The organism is Vibrio sp. Vb2880 (assembly GCF_033337975.1).
GTDB lineage: Bacteria > Pseudomonadota > Gammaproteobacteria > Enterobacterales > Vibrionaceae > Vibrio > Vibrio alginolyticus.
The window spans coordinates 324,703-338,877 of record NZ_JAWORT010000003.1 but is presented as its reverse complement, the minus strand read 5'-3'; the positions used below and the strand labels follow the sequence as shown (position 1 = coordinate 338,877).

The following is a 14,175-nucleotide window of genomic DNA, read 5'->3' as shown; positions in this document are numbered from 1 at the left end:
CACAAGTGTAGTATGAAAAACAAATATAAAATTCTTGCCACTTCTGTTGCTACTATTCTTTTCGCTAATGCTGCCTCTGCTGCTACTTATGCGATAGAGGCTCGTAGTGATGCAATGGGTGGCGTTGGTACCGTATCAGCAACTTATCTAACTGCGCCTTTTTTCAACCCCGCTCTTACTGCGATTTATCGCCGAAATGACGATGCAGGCATGATCGTGCCAAGTTTTGGTGGCAGCTACGATGATCAATATGATCTAGTTGATGAGATCGAACGCATCAGCAAATTGACAGACGTCGATGAAATCAAAAAATCGATGGATGCTATCGATGGGAAAAAGACAGACTTTGATCTTGGTGGTGTCGTTGCCATTGGTATTCCCAACAAATTCTTATCTGCAACTGCATACGGTAAGCTATACACTGAATCATTCGTACAACCAAATGTTGATACCTTAGGTACTAATCCATTAGATGATAGCTATGTACAAGGTGTTTCTATTGGCGTGGCTGAAGCTGGCATTTCACTTGCTAAATACACTAATTTCATGAACCAACACCTTTCTTTTGGTGTTACTCCTAAACTTCAGCGTATATACACATACTCATACGCCACGAGTTTTCAGAATTTTGATACTAAAGACTTACGTGAAAATGAGACCGCGGAAACGATGTTTAACTTAGACGCAGGCGCACTTTGGTTCTTTGGCCCATATCGTCTCGGTATTTCAGCGAAAAATTTGATCGGAAGAGACGTTAAAACAAAATCATTCCAGTATGGCAGCGATACGATAAAATCATACGAATATAGCATGCGTCCTGTATACACTGTTGGGGCTGGGATTGTTGCCGATTACTTTACGATGAGTGTTGACTACGATCTCAACGAAGAAAAACGTTTTTCATCCTTTGATGATAATACGCAAATGATTCGAGCTGGTATTGAATTTGATATTTTGCGTCAAATGGCATTACGAGCAGGGTATATGAAGAACTTAGCTCGAAGTAATGACGAAGGAACCATTACTGCTGGTATCGGGTTGTCTCCACTTAAGTTGTTCGAATTGGATATCGCAGCTCAGTACACAAACGAGAACGCTATGGGGGCATCCATTAATTTCCTTGCTACCTATTAATTGAATCGTTATAGTCAGCTCCTCAAAATGAGGAGCTTTTTATGTTTGACGATTTACCCCCTCTATCTCACCAAGAGCAACAACAAGCTGTAGAGAGAATTCAAGAATTGATGGCGAAGGGCACAAGTACTGCAGAAGCTATCAAAATTGTTGCCGAACGGATTCGATCTGAGTACGCAGAAAAACAACAGCAACAAAACTAATCAATTCATGGACAGGGCATACGCCCTGTTTTTTTGCCTTTCTATTTTCTATTCCTTTACATTCCCAAACACCACCCTGGTTACGCTGTAACTCAAATTTACTATACCTATATGATTTTAATCTTGTTCAATTGCCTTTAAGACTAAATAGCGAGTTAGTAAAATTTTACCCGATCGTGTTAACCTTAGTTTGCGTAGCACAGGCAATTAGGCATTTCTTAATGAACTCATAAATTAAACTCCATATTATCAATTATTTACCTCGGACTTTTAATCTGCCAACCATATTGGTCTTGATTGATCTTGTAATTTAATTACAAAGCGCAAAAGGACTTCGTTCTCAGGCAGAGGATTGTGCTGAAAAAATAAAAAAGATACACCGTAACTTATAGCGGTAATTAAACTAGAGTTATTAAATAAGCGATATAAGAACAGTAAGCACTCGCAGACATATGTGATAGATGAATCGAAGTTCATCTTATTGAGCTGCTTTTTTTAGCCGAAATACGTCTCCTGGATTTGAGCGGAGCGTTACATATTGAGCATGCTTAATCTAAAGTAGTTTTACTAAACTAGGCGACGTAGAAGTGGGTAATATGAAACCTCAAGAGTAGTAGAAATCAAGAGTAGTAACGCGTGTTACAACGTAATGTTTTCTGGCATCCTTCCTGTTAAATAGTCCGATAATTAGAGAAGAAATTGGAAAAACATCGTTGATCTTTGGATGAGAGGAAGCAACAAGGTTGCAATGAAAACTATTTGCCTGTTTTACACTAAACTCCTTTAACTATCATGTAGCAGTAGTTTTGATGTTGTGTTCGCTCTATGTGGACTAGACTTAATATGAGAACAAAAACTAACCTAGGGAGGAATGATGGGTTATAAGCACGTTTTGGTTGCTGTCGACTTATCTCAATCTAGCCAAGCCGTTATCGAAAAAGCAATAATGCAAGCAGATAACTCAAGCAGCAAACTCTCATTTGTTTACGTAGATGTTGATCGCATAGTCATGGAAGCGAAGGAAGAGCAAGAATTGGAAAGAAGGCTGCAAGAGCTCGCTGATAAATGCTTATACCCAGTAAACGAGACCATGGTAGTAATAGGCGATCTTCATATAAAACTATCGGGAATCGTCAAAAAAGAGGGGATAGATTTAGTTGTCTGTGGTCATCATCACAACTTATTGAGTCGCTTTTTTTCATCGATACCAAAGGTTGTGAACGAAGTTGAAGCTGATTTATTAATCGTCTATTTAGACGAGTGATCGACAACTCTTGTTCGCACTCATCATTTTTTGTCACTAAAAAGCCGAACTTTTATGTTCGGCTTGTTGTATCGGTGATAATAAAAGTTTTTAGCCAGGAATGATTGATGCCTCATGAGATAAAACAGATGCAGACTCCGCGTTTGACTGCAGATCAAAATGTACGTTAACTTGCACGCCTTCTCGCTCAAAAGTGACATCATCAAAATCGGTCATAGCGATTTTGAATCCATTTCTAGCAAAAAAGCCAGTCACCATAGTTCGCTGCTTAATTTCTAATGCAGACGCGAGTAGCTTATCCATGGCATTCTCCTTGGTTATTGTGGGGATATGGGTAGAAGATACACATAGATTGGTATGAAATCAATTTAATATAAAGTTGCCTTTGATGAAAATTTTAATGTAAGTCAATCTATCGTTTACCCCACGTGATTTATTCCACGCAAAACCTTGATAACAAGACGGCAGAGCATCTCACATTGTGATAGCAAGCATAAAGATGGGGGTGTTAATAAATACCTCTGAAACAATATGTTACAAAGATTAGCGTTAGGCCTAGTTGAGTAGACAACGCAAAATTCTAAATCTGAACAACCGCCCTAAAATGACTCACTCTTCAATACTTGTGATAACTCAGACCTAATAAAAGTAGATATCTCAGCTAGCTTTCTTGGCAAAGGGTTTTGATAAGGGTAGGCAATATACATGGAACGTTCTATATCAAAAGTTTGCGATATTCGGATGTTTTTGTCTATATAGTTACTTTTAACAAGATAGTTTGGAATGACACCAACCCCAACTCCCTCAGAAACAAAGTTTATTAAAATAGAGGTGTTATCAACTTCGATAACATCAGTATATTGATTTTTAATTGATTCCTTATTCGAATGATGTTTGTAGATTAATAGTGTTTTGTTGTTAGCATTACTTACCCTAGATATCAAAACATCACTATAATCACCAATTTTATGTGCAATAAGAGTGTCATCAATAACATTATTAAGCCTAATCGCTAAATCTACATTGCTTTCTAATAAATTTTCTACATTGTTACTTGACGATATTTCAAAATCAACTTTTGGATATCGTTCTTGTAAGTCTTTAAGAACAGAACCAAAAATAGAAGAGGCTATAGAGTTGGGCATTGTGATTTTAAACTTTCCATCAATGCATTCACTCAACGAGCTAGCCCTGTAATTTAACTCGTGCAAACTCTCTAACGTCTTGATAGCAAGCTCTCTAATGCTTTCGCCATGATCAGTTAAAACGAGTTTCCTTGTTGTCCTGTGGACGAGTGTTACACCAAGTTGTTTTTCTAATGCTGCTAGCTGCCTGCTGACTTGAGCTTTAGACTTTCCAAGTTCTTTTGATGCCTCTGTAAGAGAGAGGTGTTTACAAATGGCTGCAAAGCAGATCAGCTCATTGTTCATCAATTCCATGATTGTTACCTTTTTGCAACTCTGAGTCACGTTGTCTTTTAACTGGTGGGAAAGTATAACTTGCATCATCGGAGGGGGACAATGATATTTAAAAGCCGCCATGAAATAATGGCAGACTACTATCTTAATAAAACCATATTGGATATTAAGTTAAACCGATATCCTGAAGGGTTTAACTCAATCGGATTAAATATAGAAGAGGATATTTAAATATGAAGACTGCAATACAAAATTCGAAAAGATCTGTTTATCAGAAAGATACATTGTATAGAATAATAAATAATATTAGTACTTTGTATACCAAATCACTAGTAAAATTATTTGGTGAAGAGTTGAGAATCCATCATTGCAAACATAAGATTAATGTAAGAACCACTAACGAGTTGAGTGAACATATGAAGAAAGATCTAGGTATAGATTGAAAAGTAGAGAGTTTACATCTAATAGATTCCTTGTTCCTATAAAGATAATCTAGTACTTACACGTTTGGGTTAAGCAAATGCGTGTCCATGTTGTCTCATATTGAATGAGCAAGATGCAAAACCAACGTGCATGGTGTCGGACGTAACCAAAGATACAGAAGTGGTCGCTGTGGTGGAATCGAAGTTCATGGCCCATACAAGACAGCTGATGAAGCTTGCAAAGCAGCAACAGCCAAATACGGTGTAACTAAACTGACTTCACCAATGCTAATCTTCTAACCCTTAAGTGCGCATTATGGGTTTGAATTATGTTGAGCGGTTTGCTGAAAGCCTAGAGTGAACAAAGGGTGGGCGGTGCGACTTGACCAAATCCGGCTTGCCGTGATGGCTAGGAGAGAGAATCGCTTTGAAGGGATAGCCCGTAATATAATTTGCATAATACGCATAATGTGCAAAATATGGTTTGCGGTTTCTATGAAAATTGCAAAGAGAATTTTCAAAATAACTTTACAAATTTTTTCTGAATATAGTATTGTTAACGACAGGACGTTTAGTCCTAATGTTGTTTGATGTGAAAGCTGCAACTTCCACATCAAACTGTAGTTACCAACTGATTATGATAGTTGGATGACAAGCTCAAGAACTACGCGAAGTAGCTTTATGAGCTCAAGGATGATGAGTAAAACCATCAGTACCCCCTTGAATACTTTTTGTATGATGTCGAGTAATGAGAGGCCTAATTCACGTCACTCTACATCAGATTGAAAGAACGCCGCTTTAGTGCGGCTTTTTTCGTTCTTGTTTCATAAGAACTGCACCGATAATTACACGCTTTTAAAATCTTTGCAAATTTGACGACTCGGTGATCTATTGGTCTAAGACCAAAGCTCGATTTTCACTGCTATAAGCTTGCTTGTAGAGTGGAAATGAGTAGCCAAGCGCCCACCACTTTTAAGTTATCGTACGAGTAAGTTCGCGCGGCAGTTTGCTGTTATCTATAGGGTATTTTAATTCCTTGTCTCACACTGTAAGACAACATTTAATAGGGTACTCTTGTGCGGATTTCGCATTTTTGGCAGGCGCAACTGTGGGGTGAGACATGCGAAGCCTGAGCAGGCGCACCACAAAGTGCGCCGTTGAAAGGTTCGGGTTCTGTTACACCCGAACTAAGTCCGGAATACCGGATTATCACAGAACATTAAATACCTCATGATCTTCATAACCTTCGATCTCTCCCATTCTCAGGCTATGAATGAAGGCCTTATGATCCGAAATCTGTTCCCAAGCTCTGAGCGCAATCAACTCAGTGTTAGGCCTGATCTTAGCGATGTTAAGAATAAAGCTGTCCAAACTCATCTTCTCTTTTAACTCACCGTTACAAATCTCATCGGCAGTAATGTCTAGAACCTTTGCTAGTTTACTTATCTGAGATGCCTTAGGCTCGGTCGCATTATTTTCCCATTTTAGGTAAGTCTGCTTGGTCACTCCGACCAAGTTCGCGACCTCTGGCTGGGATAAGTTCTTTAGTGCTCTAGCTTCTTTTAGTACAGAACCAATCATCAATAATCTCCAAAAGGTACGTATACCTTTAACTATACACCTAGTTTTTTATACCATAACCTTGAGGTAACGATAAATTACCTGTATGGTAAGTAAATATGTACCATTAAGGCTATTGACAGGGTTTTGGCTTGTTCTTCATCGACCGCTTATTCATACAACAAGACTACCACGAAGGAGGTTTACCTCTCGTGGGGCGTCATGTTATCGAGCGAGTAGATTTAGAAACAGGAGAGTCATTACCACCATCTGTGAATCAGAAGATCTTAGAGGGGTCACATAGTACTAAGTTAACCATCCGCTGCGATGGCTATCGGGTAAGAGTTGAAGGAAATCCGTCTCGCTGGCAAAGACAAGATAACCTCTTTGGACTAGAAACGATCGATGAATGTGTAGAGATATACAACCATGTTCTAGCCAAATATGACTTACCTCCGTTCACTAAAAACACCCGTCTGAAACACCGTCAAACTCCTGATGGAAAAGGATCATCTCTCGTTGGTAATGGTGCTGAAATCACAAGCATCGACTGGACTCAAAATCTGGCAGTAGGCAAGGGCAGTGAACAGTCATTTATCAGGGGCATGTCTTCGATGAACCTTGGTCGAGCACTACAACCGAAACTTTATCCCGATGGTTACAGCTGCTACTGGGGAGAAGGTTCTGAATGGTTACTTATCAAACTCTATACAAAAGCTGTTGAGCTACAGCGCCATAGAAAGAAAGCTCACAACGTAGATGAAGACACGCAACGTTACATAGACAAACTAATCACTTATTGCGAGAACAATGGAGTTGTTCGCTTAGAGTACAGCTTAAGGCAGAAGTTATTGAAAAGACATAACTTACAGTTTTATGGGCTGACTGAGGAACAAGACTTCTTCACGCACATTAAGCACTTCGAGGAAGCTATGGATACGATCACAATCTCACATGATGAGCATCTAAGTGTTGCTCAACAGCTTCTCCAATCAGGAGCAGTCGATACAGTCAGAAAAGCTAATACTACAATGAATTACTTTACTCTCTGGCAAAACGGCGTCGACTTACGCAGTACTTTAAATCGTTCTCAGTTCTACGAACACAAGGCTCGCTTGAAAAAAATCGGCATCGATGTGGGGCAACAGTTCGATGTAACACGTATGTGCCCGACACTGAGACGTTCAAAAGTAATAGATGTTCAATCACTAACAGCACCGTCATGGTATCAACTACCAAAACCAGCACAATCAAACATATTACCGTTCAAAACATACGCAGCTTAAGGAAACAACGCATGTTAAAAGTAGAAATCTTCCCAGAACACGAGCAAATAGAAACACGCACAATACCAGGCAAAGAAGACAAACCATCAAGAACTATTTACGAACAAATCGCTTATGCATATCTAGGTGGTAAGTTCCCAGTGGAAATGAAGTTGTCACTTGAAAAAGATGAAAGTCCATACAAAGTAGGTATCTATACAGTTGATAGTTCAAGCTTCATTGTGAACAACTATGGCAAGTTGGAACTTAAAAAGTACGGCATGAAGCTGACTCAAATGGAGGTTGAGCTATGAACTTTACAGACCAAGACTTGAAGGAATCGTTAGGTTGCTTATCTGATATAACCGTGTTCTTAAACACTGGCTCATGTCCAGCAGAGTTAGTATCAGAGCTTCAAGAACGCCAGCTTGAACTGATAAATAAAGTCAGTTGCGGTTCAAAGATCTTGTTAGCTCAGAAAGTTGGAGAGAAATAATGGAATATCCAATCCAGTTGTTCGGTTACTTGAATGAGCAAGATGCAGAACCAACGTGTATGGTGTCGAACGTAACCCAAGATACAGTGCAGGAACTTAATCAGCTACACGGTTTTAAAGTTGATGACTGGTTCTTATCAAGTGGCCGCTGTGGTGAAATCGAAGTTCACGGCCCATACAAGACAGCTGATGAAGCTTGCAAGGCCGCAATAGCCAAATACGGTGTAACTAAGCTATCATCGCCAATGCTAATCTTCTAACTCTAAAGTGCGTATTATGGGTTTGAATTATGTTGAGCGGTTTGCTGAAAGCCTAGAGTGAACAAAGGGTGGGCGGTGCGACTTGACCAAATCCGGCTTGCCGTGATGGCTAGGAGAGAGAATCGCTTTGAAGGGATAGCCCGTAATATAATTTGCATAATACGCATAATGTGCAAAATATGGTTTGCGGTTTCTATGAAAATTGCAAAGAGAATTTTCAAAATAACTTTACAAATTTTTTCTGAATATAGTATTGTTAACGACAGGACGTTTAGTCCTAATGTTGTTTGATGTGAAAGCTGCAACTTCCACATCAAACTGTAGTTACCAACTGATTATGATAGTTGGATGACAAGCTCAAGAACTACGCGAAGTAGCTTTATGAGCTCAAGGATGATGAGTAAAACCATCAGTACCCCCTTGAATACTTTTTGTATGATGTCGAGTAATGAGAGGCCTAATTCACGTCACTCTACATCAGATTGAAAGAACGCCGCTTTAGTGCGGCTTTTTTCGTTCTTGTTTCATAAGAACTGCACCGATAATTACACGCTTTTAAAATCTTTGCAAATTTGACGACTCGGTGATCTATTGGTCTAAGACCAAAGCTCGATTTTCACTGCTATAAGCTTGCTTGTAGAGTGGAAATGAGTAGCCAAGCGCCCACCACTTTTAAGTTATCGTACGAGTAAGTTCGCGCGGCAGTTTGCTGTTATCTATAGGGTATTTTAATTCCTTGTCTCACACTGTAAGACAACATTTAATAGGGTACTCTTGTGCGGATTTCGCATTTTTGGCAGGCGCAACTGTGGGGTGAGACATGCGAAGCCTGAGCAGGCGCACCACAAAGTGCGCCGTTGAAAGGTTCGGGTTCTGTTACACCCGAACTAAGTCCGGAATACCGGATTATCACAGAACATTAAATACCTCATGATCTTCATAACCTTCGATCTCTCCCATTCTCAGGCTATGAATGAAGGCCTTATGATCCGAAATCTGTTCCCAAGCTCTGAGCGCAATCAACTCAGTGTTAGGCCTGATCTTAGCGATGTTAAGAATAAAGCTGTCCAAACTCATCTTCTCTTTTAACTCACCGTTACAAATCTCATCGGCAGTAATGTCTAGAACCTTTGCTAGTTTACTTATCTGAGATGCCTTAGGCTCGGTCGCATTATTTTCCCATTTTAGGTAAGTCTGCTTGGTCACTCCGACCAAGTTCGCGACCTCTGGCTGGGATAAGTTCTTTAGTGCTCTAGCTTCTTTTAGTACAGAACCAATCATCAATAATCTCCAAAAGGTACGTATACCTTTAACTATACACCTAGTTTTTTATACCATAACCTTGAGGTAACGATAAATTACCTGTATGGTAAGTAAATATGTACCATTAAGGCTATTGACAGGGTTTTGGCTTGTTCTTCATCGACCGCTTATTCATACAACAAGACTACCACGAAGGAGGTTTACCTCTCGTGGGGCGTCATGTTATCGAGCGAGTAGATTTAGAAACAGGAGAGTCATTACCACCATCTGTGAATCAGAAGATCTTAGAGGGGTCACATAGTACTAAGTTAACCATCCGCTGCGATGGCTATCGGGTAAGAGTTGAAGGAAATCCGTCTCGCTGGCAAAGACAAGATAACCTCTTTGGACTAGAAACGATCGATGAATGTGTAGAGATATACAACCATGTTCTAGCCAAATATGACTTACCTCCGTTCACTAAAAACACCCGTCTGAAACACCGTCAAACTCCTGATGGAAAAGGATCATCTCTCGTTGGTAATGGTGCTGAAATCACAAGCATCGACTGGACTCAAAATCTGGCAGTAGGCAAGGGCAGTGAACAGTCATTTATCAGGGGCATGTCTTCGATGAACCTTGGTCGAGCACTACAACCGAAACTTTATCCCGATGGTTACAGCTGCTACTGGGGAGAAGGTTCTGAATGGTTACTTATCAAACTCTATACAAAAGCTGTTGAGCTACAGCGCCATAGAAAGAAAGCTCACAACGTAGATGAAGACACGCAACGTTACATAGACAAACTAATCACTTATTGCGAGAACAATGGAGTTGTTCGCTTAGAGTACAGCTTAAGGCAGAAGTTATTGAAAAGACATAACTTACAGTTTTATGGGCTGACTGAGGAACAAGACTTCTTCACGCACATTAAGCACTTCGAGGAAGCTATGGATACGATCACAATCTCACATGATGAGCATCTAAGTGTTGCTCAACAGCTTCTCCAATCAGGAGCAGTCGATACAGTCAGAAAAGCTAATACTACAATGAATTACTTTACTCTCTGGCAAAACGGCGTCGACTTACGCAGTACTTTAAATCGTTCTCAGTTCTACGAACACAAGGCTCGCTTGAAAAAAATCGGCATCGATGTGGGGCAACAGTTCGATGTAACACGTATGTGCCCGACACTGAGACGTTCAAAAGTAATAGATGTTCAATCACTAACAGCACCGTCATGGTATCAACTACCAAAACCAGCACAATCAAACATATTACCGTTCAAAACATACGCAGCTTAAGGAAACAACGCATGTTAAAAGTAGAAATCTTCCCAGAACACGAGCAAATAGAAACACGCACAATACCAGGCAAAGAAGACAAACCATCAAGAACTATTTACGAACAAATCGCTTATGCATATCTAGGTGGTAAGTTCCCAGTGGAAATGAAGTTGTCACTTGAAAAAGATGAAAGTCCATACAAAGTAGGTATCTATACAGTTGATAGTTCAAGCTTCATTGTGAACAACTATGGCAAGTTGGAACTTAAAAAGTACGGCATGAAGCTGACTCAAATGGAGGTTGAGCTATGAACTTTACAGACCAAGACTTGAAGGAATCGTTAGGTTGCTTATCTGATATAACCGTGTTCTTAAACACTGGCTCATGTCCAGCAGAGTTAGTATCAGAGCTTCAAGAACGCCAGCTTGAACTGATAAATAAAGTCAGTTGCGGTTCAAAGATCTTGTTAGCTCAGAAAGTTGGAGAGAAATAATGGAATATCCAATCCAGTTGTTCGGTTACTTGAATGAGCAAGATGCAGAACCAACGTGTATGGTGTCGAACGTAACCCAAGATACAGTGCAGGAACTTAATCAGCTACACGGTTTTAAAGTTGATGACTGGTTCTTATCAAGTGGCCGCTGTGGTGAAATCGAAGTTCACGGCCCATACAAGACAGCTGATGAAGCTTGCAAGGCCGCAATAGCCAAATACGGTGTAACTAAGCTATCATCGCCAATGCTAATCTTCTAACTCTAAAGTGCGTATTATGTATATTATGTTAAATCACATATAGCCGTACGCTAAATGTTGTCTGAGTATGCTCCTGTTCCCCTGCAGATTTTAAATTTAAGGGCCTTACGGTGAGCATTAAACATAATGGTTATTTACCATAAAATAGCTAATATCGATCTATCAATCTACGATTGCTTGCTCTTCAATTAGCAACTTATAAAAAATGGCGTCTATTTCTTTAGACGCCATTTTTGTTTACTGGAAATATTAAATTAGCCACCGGCTAATTTGACTGTCATGCCTTTCTTTTCAAGATGTGCCTTGATCTTGTCTCTAGCATCACCTTGAATCTCGATATTGCCATCTTTTACAGAGCCACCACAGCCACAGACTTTTTTGAGTTCTGCCGCTAATAACTTTAAAGGTGCATCATCCAAGTCTAAACCTGTAACAATGCATACGCCTTTACCTTTACGGCCTTTCGTTTGGCGCTGAATCCGAACAACACCATCGCCTTTAGGGCGAGATACTTTTTCTTCTTCCGGTTTAATTCGACCGGTTTCTGTTGAATATACCAGAGTCATTCTATTGTTTCTTTTGTTGTTGAGCTTGCATCGCTTTTTGCTTTGCAACCAAATAAGCTTCGATATGGCGTTGAATAGCGGCTTTACTGCCCTTAATCAGTTTACCATTAAACATACAGTACCAAGAGTTAGGTTGGCCTGTATCATTTTGAATAGTATAGCCGTTAAAGACCTCTGATTTTGCAACACCTGTTTGCTGCACTCTCTGTCCGAGTGAAGCAAACTCTTTGGGATCAATAATCGATGCGGTGTCACACCACCAATCAATGCTTTTCTTTACCGCCGTCAAACTTCCCTGTAAGACGTGGTTCTTGATTTTAACCTTCCAAACACTGCCATCTGATCCGACTGACTGCAGGTTAAAACCTCTATAATTTGAAATCGCCATACCACTGAGTCATCTGTTTAATGCGTTGATATAATCATAATTGCTACTGAGCAATATTCAAATACGGCTTGAATAAACCTTGCTCTAGAAAACAACTTGTATCATAAAACGCGTCTCGATAACGTTAATCACTTTGCACTGTTTATACAATCTTCCAAGAACTCATGAAATTTGTGCCCGTTGTTTTGAAGCATTTTAGGGAACATTGAGATCGGAGTCATTCCTGGAAATGTGTTTACTTCGTTTAAGTAAATCTCATCATCTTCCGTTAGGAAAAAGTCGATACGAGATAAATGACGAAGATTCATTTGTTTAAATACCGTCTCTGACGCGTGTTGGATGGAATCTAATTGTATTTGAGTTAGATTCTTCGCCTCAACTTCTGTGAGCGAGTGACTTGAACTGCTGTACTTTTCATCGTACGAGTAAAAAGCACCATCAGGCGCGATGACCTCGCCTGGCTTAGTGATATGTAGTTGGCCATTCATCTCATATGCAGCAACTTCAAGTTCTCGAGGTTTTACTGCTTTCTCAACCAACACTTGGTCAGAAAACCCAAAAGCATCATTTACTGCATTAGAAAGCTTGTCTTTTTCTGTGACACTGTAACAGCCAACGGAAGAGCCTTGGCGAGCGGCTTTAACAAAAACTTTTCCCCACTTTTCAAAGGCTTTATGAGCTTGAACGTGAGCTTCTTCATCGTTTCGCGTTAAGAATAAGTATGGCGTATTGGGTATGCCGATAGCGTCGTACCAAAGCTTAGATGTGATTTTATTGAAACTATTGCTACTCGCTTCTGGCCCGCAGCCAAGATAAGGAATACCTGCGATTTCAAACAGAGATTGAATGTCGCCTGTTTCGCCAGGAAAACCATGTATACAAGGCACGATGAAATCAATGGTTTGATTAGATTCACTTGAGCACAACTGCTTGGTATTGAGATCCAAGTAAACCAACTCACCTTGGTTGGTCATCCAACCTTCGTTTTTTATTTCTACGCGTGTAACGTGAATGTCTTCAATAAGATTTAGTTGTTGTTCGACAAAGTTTGCAGACAATAATGAAATCTCGTGCTCAGAAGAGCCACCGCCGCATAATAAAAGAATATTTTTAATCATGAATCCATCTTTCCGTGACCTACAAAAGATACTATTTATTATGATAAACCTTTGAAGTGTGACGTACAGTAATTTTAATGTGAGGAATGTTGTTCGAATAGGATTTGAGCAAATAAATAAGGGAGCTATTCGCTCCCTTATTTGATGTGTTAATTTAATTTGTTAAGCGTTGGGTAAGCTGAGTTTTTGATTGCATCAATGCTTTTAACAAATGGTCTTAACTGCTGAAATTGAGCTGGCAAAGTCGAAATCGCTTGCTTGGCTTCTGCGCTTGTTGCGTAGTCTCCGTATAAAACTGAGAACCACTTAGTACCGTTTACAACTTTGTAGTTTTCCCAAATTGGCTGACCGTTCTGTGGCAGCTTATTTGCAAACTGATCGACTTTAGCTTGGCTACCCACAGCTGCGACTTGAATGGTATAGCCGAATCGTTGAATGCCAGCTTGCTTTTTACTTGGTGGTACGATCTTAACTGGCTTCGCCTGCTCTTTTGGCGTTAGCTTGACTACTTTCTTTTCTTCAGGCTTTGCCGTCATTTTCACAACAGTTGGTTGTACGTCTTTTTCTACTACAGCGTTTTCAGACGCCATAATTGGTTTAGAGATACGATCTGATTTGTAGTCCTCTCGGTAACTTTCTGAGGTCACATCCGTGATGTAAGTTTCAGATGCACAAGCAGAAAGCAGAACTGACAAGCCGATGATTGCGATTTTTTTCATGAAGTAACAAATGCTCTGGATAAATATTACGATAAATCATGCCGATAGCAGGGCCGTTTATCAAGCATCAAATACAATAAT

At 39.9% G+C, this 14,175-nt stretch carries 20 protein-coding genes; 12 read left to right on the top strand and 8 right to left on the bottom strand.

Annotated elements, in window-relative coordinates:
• Positions 1 to 12 precede the first annotated feature (12 nt).
• From R7M92_RS05450 to R7M92_RS05440, 3 genes are all read left to right on the top strand, one after another.
• Entirely contained in the window at positions 13 to 1,134 is a 1,122-nt protein-coding gene (locus tag R7M92_RS05450) for a conjugal transfer protein TraF (protein WP_318132895.1), read from the top strand.
• 41 nt (positions 1,135 to 1,175) lie between these two features.
• Complete coding sequence (locus R7M92_RS05445; RefSeq protein ID WP_005376257.1) at positions 1,176 to 1,337, top strand: YoaH family protein; 162 nt, start codon at positions 1,176 to 1,178, stop codon at positions 1,335 to 1,337.
• A gap of 874 nt (positions 1,338 to 2,211) precedes the next feature.
• Positions 2,212 to 2,601 carry a universal stress protein gene (locus R7M92_RS05440; protein ID WP_017634770.1) on the top strand — a complete coding sequence of 130 codons (390 nt, stop codon included), beginning with the start codon at positions 2,212 to 2,214 and terminating at the stop codon, positions 2,599 to 2,601.
• A 90-nt stretch (positions 2,602 to 2,691) separates the two neighbouring features.
• On the opposite strand, the gene R7M92_RS05435 is transcribed toward R7M92_RS05440, so the two are convergent.
• Both R7M92_RS05435 and R7M92_RS05430 read right to left on the bottom strand, forming a co-directional pair.
• The gene (locus R7M92_RS05435; RefSeq protein WP_005376260.1) at positions 2,692 to 2,904 is read right to left on the bottom strand and encodes a hypothetical protein; all 213 of its coding nucleotides are present in this window, start codon (positions 2,902 to 2,904) and stop codon (positions 2,692 to 2,694) included.
• Positions 2,905 to 3,200: 296 nt separating this feature from the next.
• A complete protein-coding gene (locus R7M92_RS05430; protein ID WP_318132893.1) occupies positions 3,201 to 4,040 on the bottom strand; it encodes a LysR family transcriptional regulator in 840 nt (279 codons plus the stop codon).
• Positions 4,041 to 4,562: 522 nt separating this feature from the next.
• Between R7M92_RS05430 and R7M92_RS05425 the strand changes: the two genes are divergently transcribed.
• The gene (locus tag R7M92_RS05425; RefSeq protein WP_318132891.1) at positions 4,563 to 4,709 is read left to right on the top strand and encodes a hypothetical protein; all 147 of its coding nucleotides are present in this window, start codon (positions 4,563 to 4,565) and stop codon (positions 4,707 to 4,709) included.
• 941 nt (positions 4,710 to 5,650) lie between these two features.
• On the opposite strand, the gene R7M92_RS05420 is transcribed toward R7M92_RS05425, so the two are convergent.
• Positions 5,651 to 6,022, bottom strand: coding sequence for a helix-turn-helix transcriptional regulator (locus R7M92_RS05420; RefSeq protein WP_225473051.1), 372 nt, complete (start codon positions 6,020 to 6,022; stop codon positions 5,651 to 5,653).
• Positions 6,023 to 6,153: 131 nt separating this feature from the next.
• Here R7M92_RS05420 and R7M92_RS05415 point away from each other — a divergent pair, with 131 nt between their 5' ends.
• From R7M92_RS05415 to R7M92_RS05400, 4 genes are read left to right on the top strand one after another with little or no spacing between them, the layout of a single operon-like run.
• A complete protein-coding gene (locus tag R7M92_RS05415) occupies positions 6,154 to 7,287 on the top strand; it encodes a phage/plasmid replication protein, II/X family (RefSeq protein ID WP_137282011.1) in 1,134 nt (377 codons plus the stop codon).
• An 11-nt stretch (positions 7,288 to 7,298) separates the two neighbouring features.
• Entirely contained in the window at positions 7,299 to 7,580 is a 282-nt protein-coding gene (locus R7M92_RS05410) for a single-stranded DNA-binding protein (protein ID WP_023625061.1), read from the top strand.
• Positions 7,577 to 7,762 (top strand): hypothetical protein, encoded by a 186-nt coding sequence (locus R7M92_RS05405; RefSeq protein ID WP_023625060.1) that lies wholly within the window; start codon positions 7,577 to 7,579, stop codon positions 7,760 to 7,762. The genes R7M92_RS05410 and R7M92_RS05405 overlap by 4 nt, the downstream gene beginning before the upstream one ends.
• Positions 7,762 to 8,022: a hypothetical protein gene (locus tag R7M92_RS05400; protein ID WP_225473050.1), complete on the top strand. Its 261-nt coding sequence runs from the start codon at positions 7,762 to 7,764 to the stop codon at positions 8,020 to 8,022. The genes R7M92_RS05405 and R7M92_RS05400 overlap by 1 nt, the downstream gene beginning before the upstream one ends.
• A gap of 909 nt (positions 8,023 to 8,931) precedes the next feature.
• Here the strand turns inward: R7M92_RS05400 and R7M92_RS05395 are convergent.
• Entirely contained in the window at positions 8,932 to 9,303 is a 372-nt protein-coding gene (locus R7M92_RS05395; RefSeq protein WP_225473051.1) for a helix-turn-helix transcriptional regulator, read from the bottom strand.
• A 131-nt stretch (positions 9,304 to 9,434) separates the two neighbouring features.
• On the opposite strand from R7M92_RS05395, the gene R7M92_RS05390 reads away from it, so the two are divergent.
• The 4 genes from R7M92_RS05390 to R7M92_RS05375 are packed head-to-tail and all read left to right on the top strand — an operon-like array spanning position 9,435 to position 11,303.
• Positions 9,435 to 10,568: a phage/plasmid replication protein, II/X family gene (locus tag R7M92_RS05390; protein ID WP_137282011.1), complete on the top strand. Its 1,134-nt coding sequence runs from the start codon at positions 9,435 to 9,437 to the stop codon at positions 10,566 to 10,568.
• A gap of 11 nt (positions 10,569 to 10,579) precedes the next feature.
• Entirely contained in the window at positions 10,580 to 10,861 is a 282-nt protein-coding gene (locus R7M92_RS05385) for a single-stranded DNA-binding protein (RefSeq protein WP_023625061.1), read from the top strand.
• Positions 10,858 to 11,043 (top strand): hypothetical protein, encoded by a 186-nt coding sequence (locus R7M92_RS05380; RefSeq protein WP_023625060.1) that lies wholly within the window; start codon positions 10,858 to 10,860, stop codon positions 11,041 to 11,043. Before R7M92_RS05385 ends, R7M92_RS05380 begins: the two co-directional genes overlap by 4 nt.
• Complete coding sequence (locus R7M92_RS05375; RefSeq protein WP_225473050.1) at positions 11,043 to 11,303, top strand: hypothetical protein; 261 nt, start codon at positions 11,043 to 11,045, stop codon at positions 11,301 to 11,303. The genes R7M92_RS05380 and R7M92_RS05375 overlap by 1 nt, the downstream gene beginning before the upstream one ends.
• A 254-nt stretch (positions 11,304 to 11,557) precedes the next feature.
• On the opposite strand, the gene yciH is transcribed toward R7M92_RS05375, so the two are convergent.
• The 4 genes from yciH to R7M92_RS05355 all read right to left on the bottom strand — a co-directional run bounded on the left by yciH (position 11,558) and on the right by R7M92_RS05355 (position 14,094).
• Positions 11,558 to 11,869 carry a stress response translation initiation inhibitor YciH gene (yciH, locus tag R7M92_RS05370; RefSeq protein ID WP_005376292.1) on the bottom strand — a complete coding sequence of 104 codons (312 nt, stop codon included), beginning with the start codon at positions 11,867 to 11,869 and terminating at the stop codon, positions 11,558 to 11,560.
• A 1-nt stretch (position 11,870) separates the two neighbouring features.
• The gene (locus R7M92_RS05365; protein ID WP_005376294.1) at positions 11,871 to 12,257 is read right to left on the bottom strand and encodes a DUF3319 domain-containing protein; all 387 of its coding nucleotides are present in this window, start codon (positions 12,255 to 12,257) and stop codon (positions 11,871 to 11,873) included.
• A gap of 128 nt (positions 12,258 to 12,385) precedes the next feature.
• Positions 12,386 to 13,375 (bottom strand): D-alanine--D-alanine ligase, encoded by a 990-nt coding sequence (locus R7M92_RS05360; RefSeq protein WP_213910212.1) that lies wholly within the window; start codon positions 13,373 to 13,375, stop codon positions 12,386 to 12,388.
• Positions 13,376 to 13,524: 149 nt separating this feature from the next.
• Complete coding sequence (locus tag R7M92_RS05355; protein ID WP_005390018.1) at positions 13,525 to 14,094, bottom strand: SPOR domain-containing protein; 570 nt, start codon at positions 14,092 to 14,094, stop codon at positions 13,525 to 13,527.
• Between the last annotated feature and the right edge of the window lie 81 nt (positions 14,095 to 14,175).

Bases quoted from the DNA above. Each gene is read 5' to 3' on its own strand.
- R7M92_RS05435 (WP_005376260.1), bottom strand. From the start codon at position 2,904: ATGGATAAGCTACTCGCGTCTGCATTAGAAATTAAGCAGCGAACTATG.
- R7M92_RS05430 (WP_318132893.1), bottom strand. From the start codon at position 4,040: ATGGAATTGATGAACAATGAGCTGATCTGCTTTGCAGCCATTTGTAAA.
- R7M92_RS05400 (WP_225473050.1), top strand. From the start codon at position 7,762: ATGGAATATCCAATCCAGTTGTTCGGTTACTTGAATGAGCAAGATGCA.
- R7M92_RS05375 (WP_225473050.1), top strand. From the start codon at position 11,043: ATGGAATATCCAATCCAGTTGTTCGGTTACTTGAATGAGCAAGATGCA.
- R7M92_RS05450 (WP_318132895.1), top strand. From the start codon at position 13: ATGAAAAACAAATATAAAATTCTTGCCACTTCTGTTGCTACTATTCTT.
- R7M92_RS05420 (WP_225473051.1), bottom strand. From the start codon at position 6,022: ATGATTGGTTCTGTACTAAAAGAAGCTAGAGCACTAAAGAACTTATCC.
- R7M92_RS05385 (WP_023625061.1), top strand. From the start codon at position 10,580: ATGTTAAAAGTAGAAATCTTCCCAGAACACGAGCAAATAGAAACACGC.
- R7M92_RS05355 (WP_005390018.1), bottom strand. From the start codon at position 14,094: ATGAAAAAAATCGCAATCATCGGCTTGTCAGTTCTGCTTTCTGCTTGT.
- R7M92_RS05365 (WP_005376294.1), bottom strand. From the start codon at position 12,257: ATGGCGATTTCAAATTATAGAGGTTTTAACCTGCAGTCAGTCGGATCA.
- R7M92_RS05380 (WP_023625060.1), top strand. From the start codon at position 10,858: ATGAACTTTACAGACCAAGACTTGAAGGAATCGTTAGGTTGCTTATCT.
- R7M92_RS05445 (WP_005376257.1), top strand. From the start codon at position 1,176: ATGTTTGACGATTTACCCCCTCTATCTCACCAAGAGCAACAACAAGCT.
- R7M92_RS05410 (WP_023625061.1), top strand. From the start codon at position 7,299: ATGTTAAAAGTAGAAATCTTCCCAGAACACGAGCAAATAGAAACACGC.
- R7M92_RS05360 (WP_213910212.1), bottom strand. From the start codon at position 13,375: ATGATTAAAAATATTCTTTTATTATGCGGCGGTGGCTCTTCTGAGCAC.
- R7M92_RS05440 (WP_017634770.1), top strand. From the start codon at position 2,212: ATGGGTTATAAGCACGTTTTGGTTGCTGTCGACTTATCTCAATCTAGC.
- yciH (WP_005376292.1), bottom strand. From the start codon at position 11,869: ATGACTCTGGTATATTCAACAGAAACCGGTCGAATTAAACCGGAAGAA.
- R7M92_RS05405 (WP_023625060.1), top strand. From the start codon at position 7,577: ATGAACTTTACAGACCAAGACTTGAAGGAATCGTTAGGTTGCTTATCT.
- R7M92_RS05395 (WP_225473051.1), bottom strand. From the start codon at position 9,303: ATGATTGGTTCTGTACTAAAAGAAGCTAGAGCACTAAAGAACTTATCC.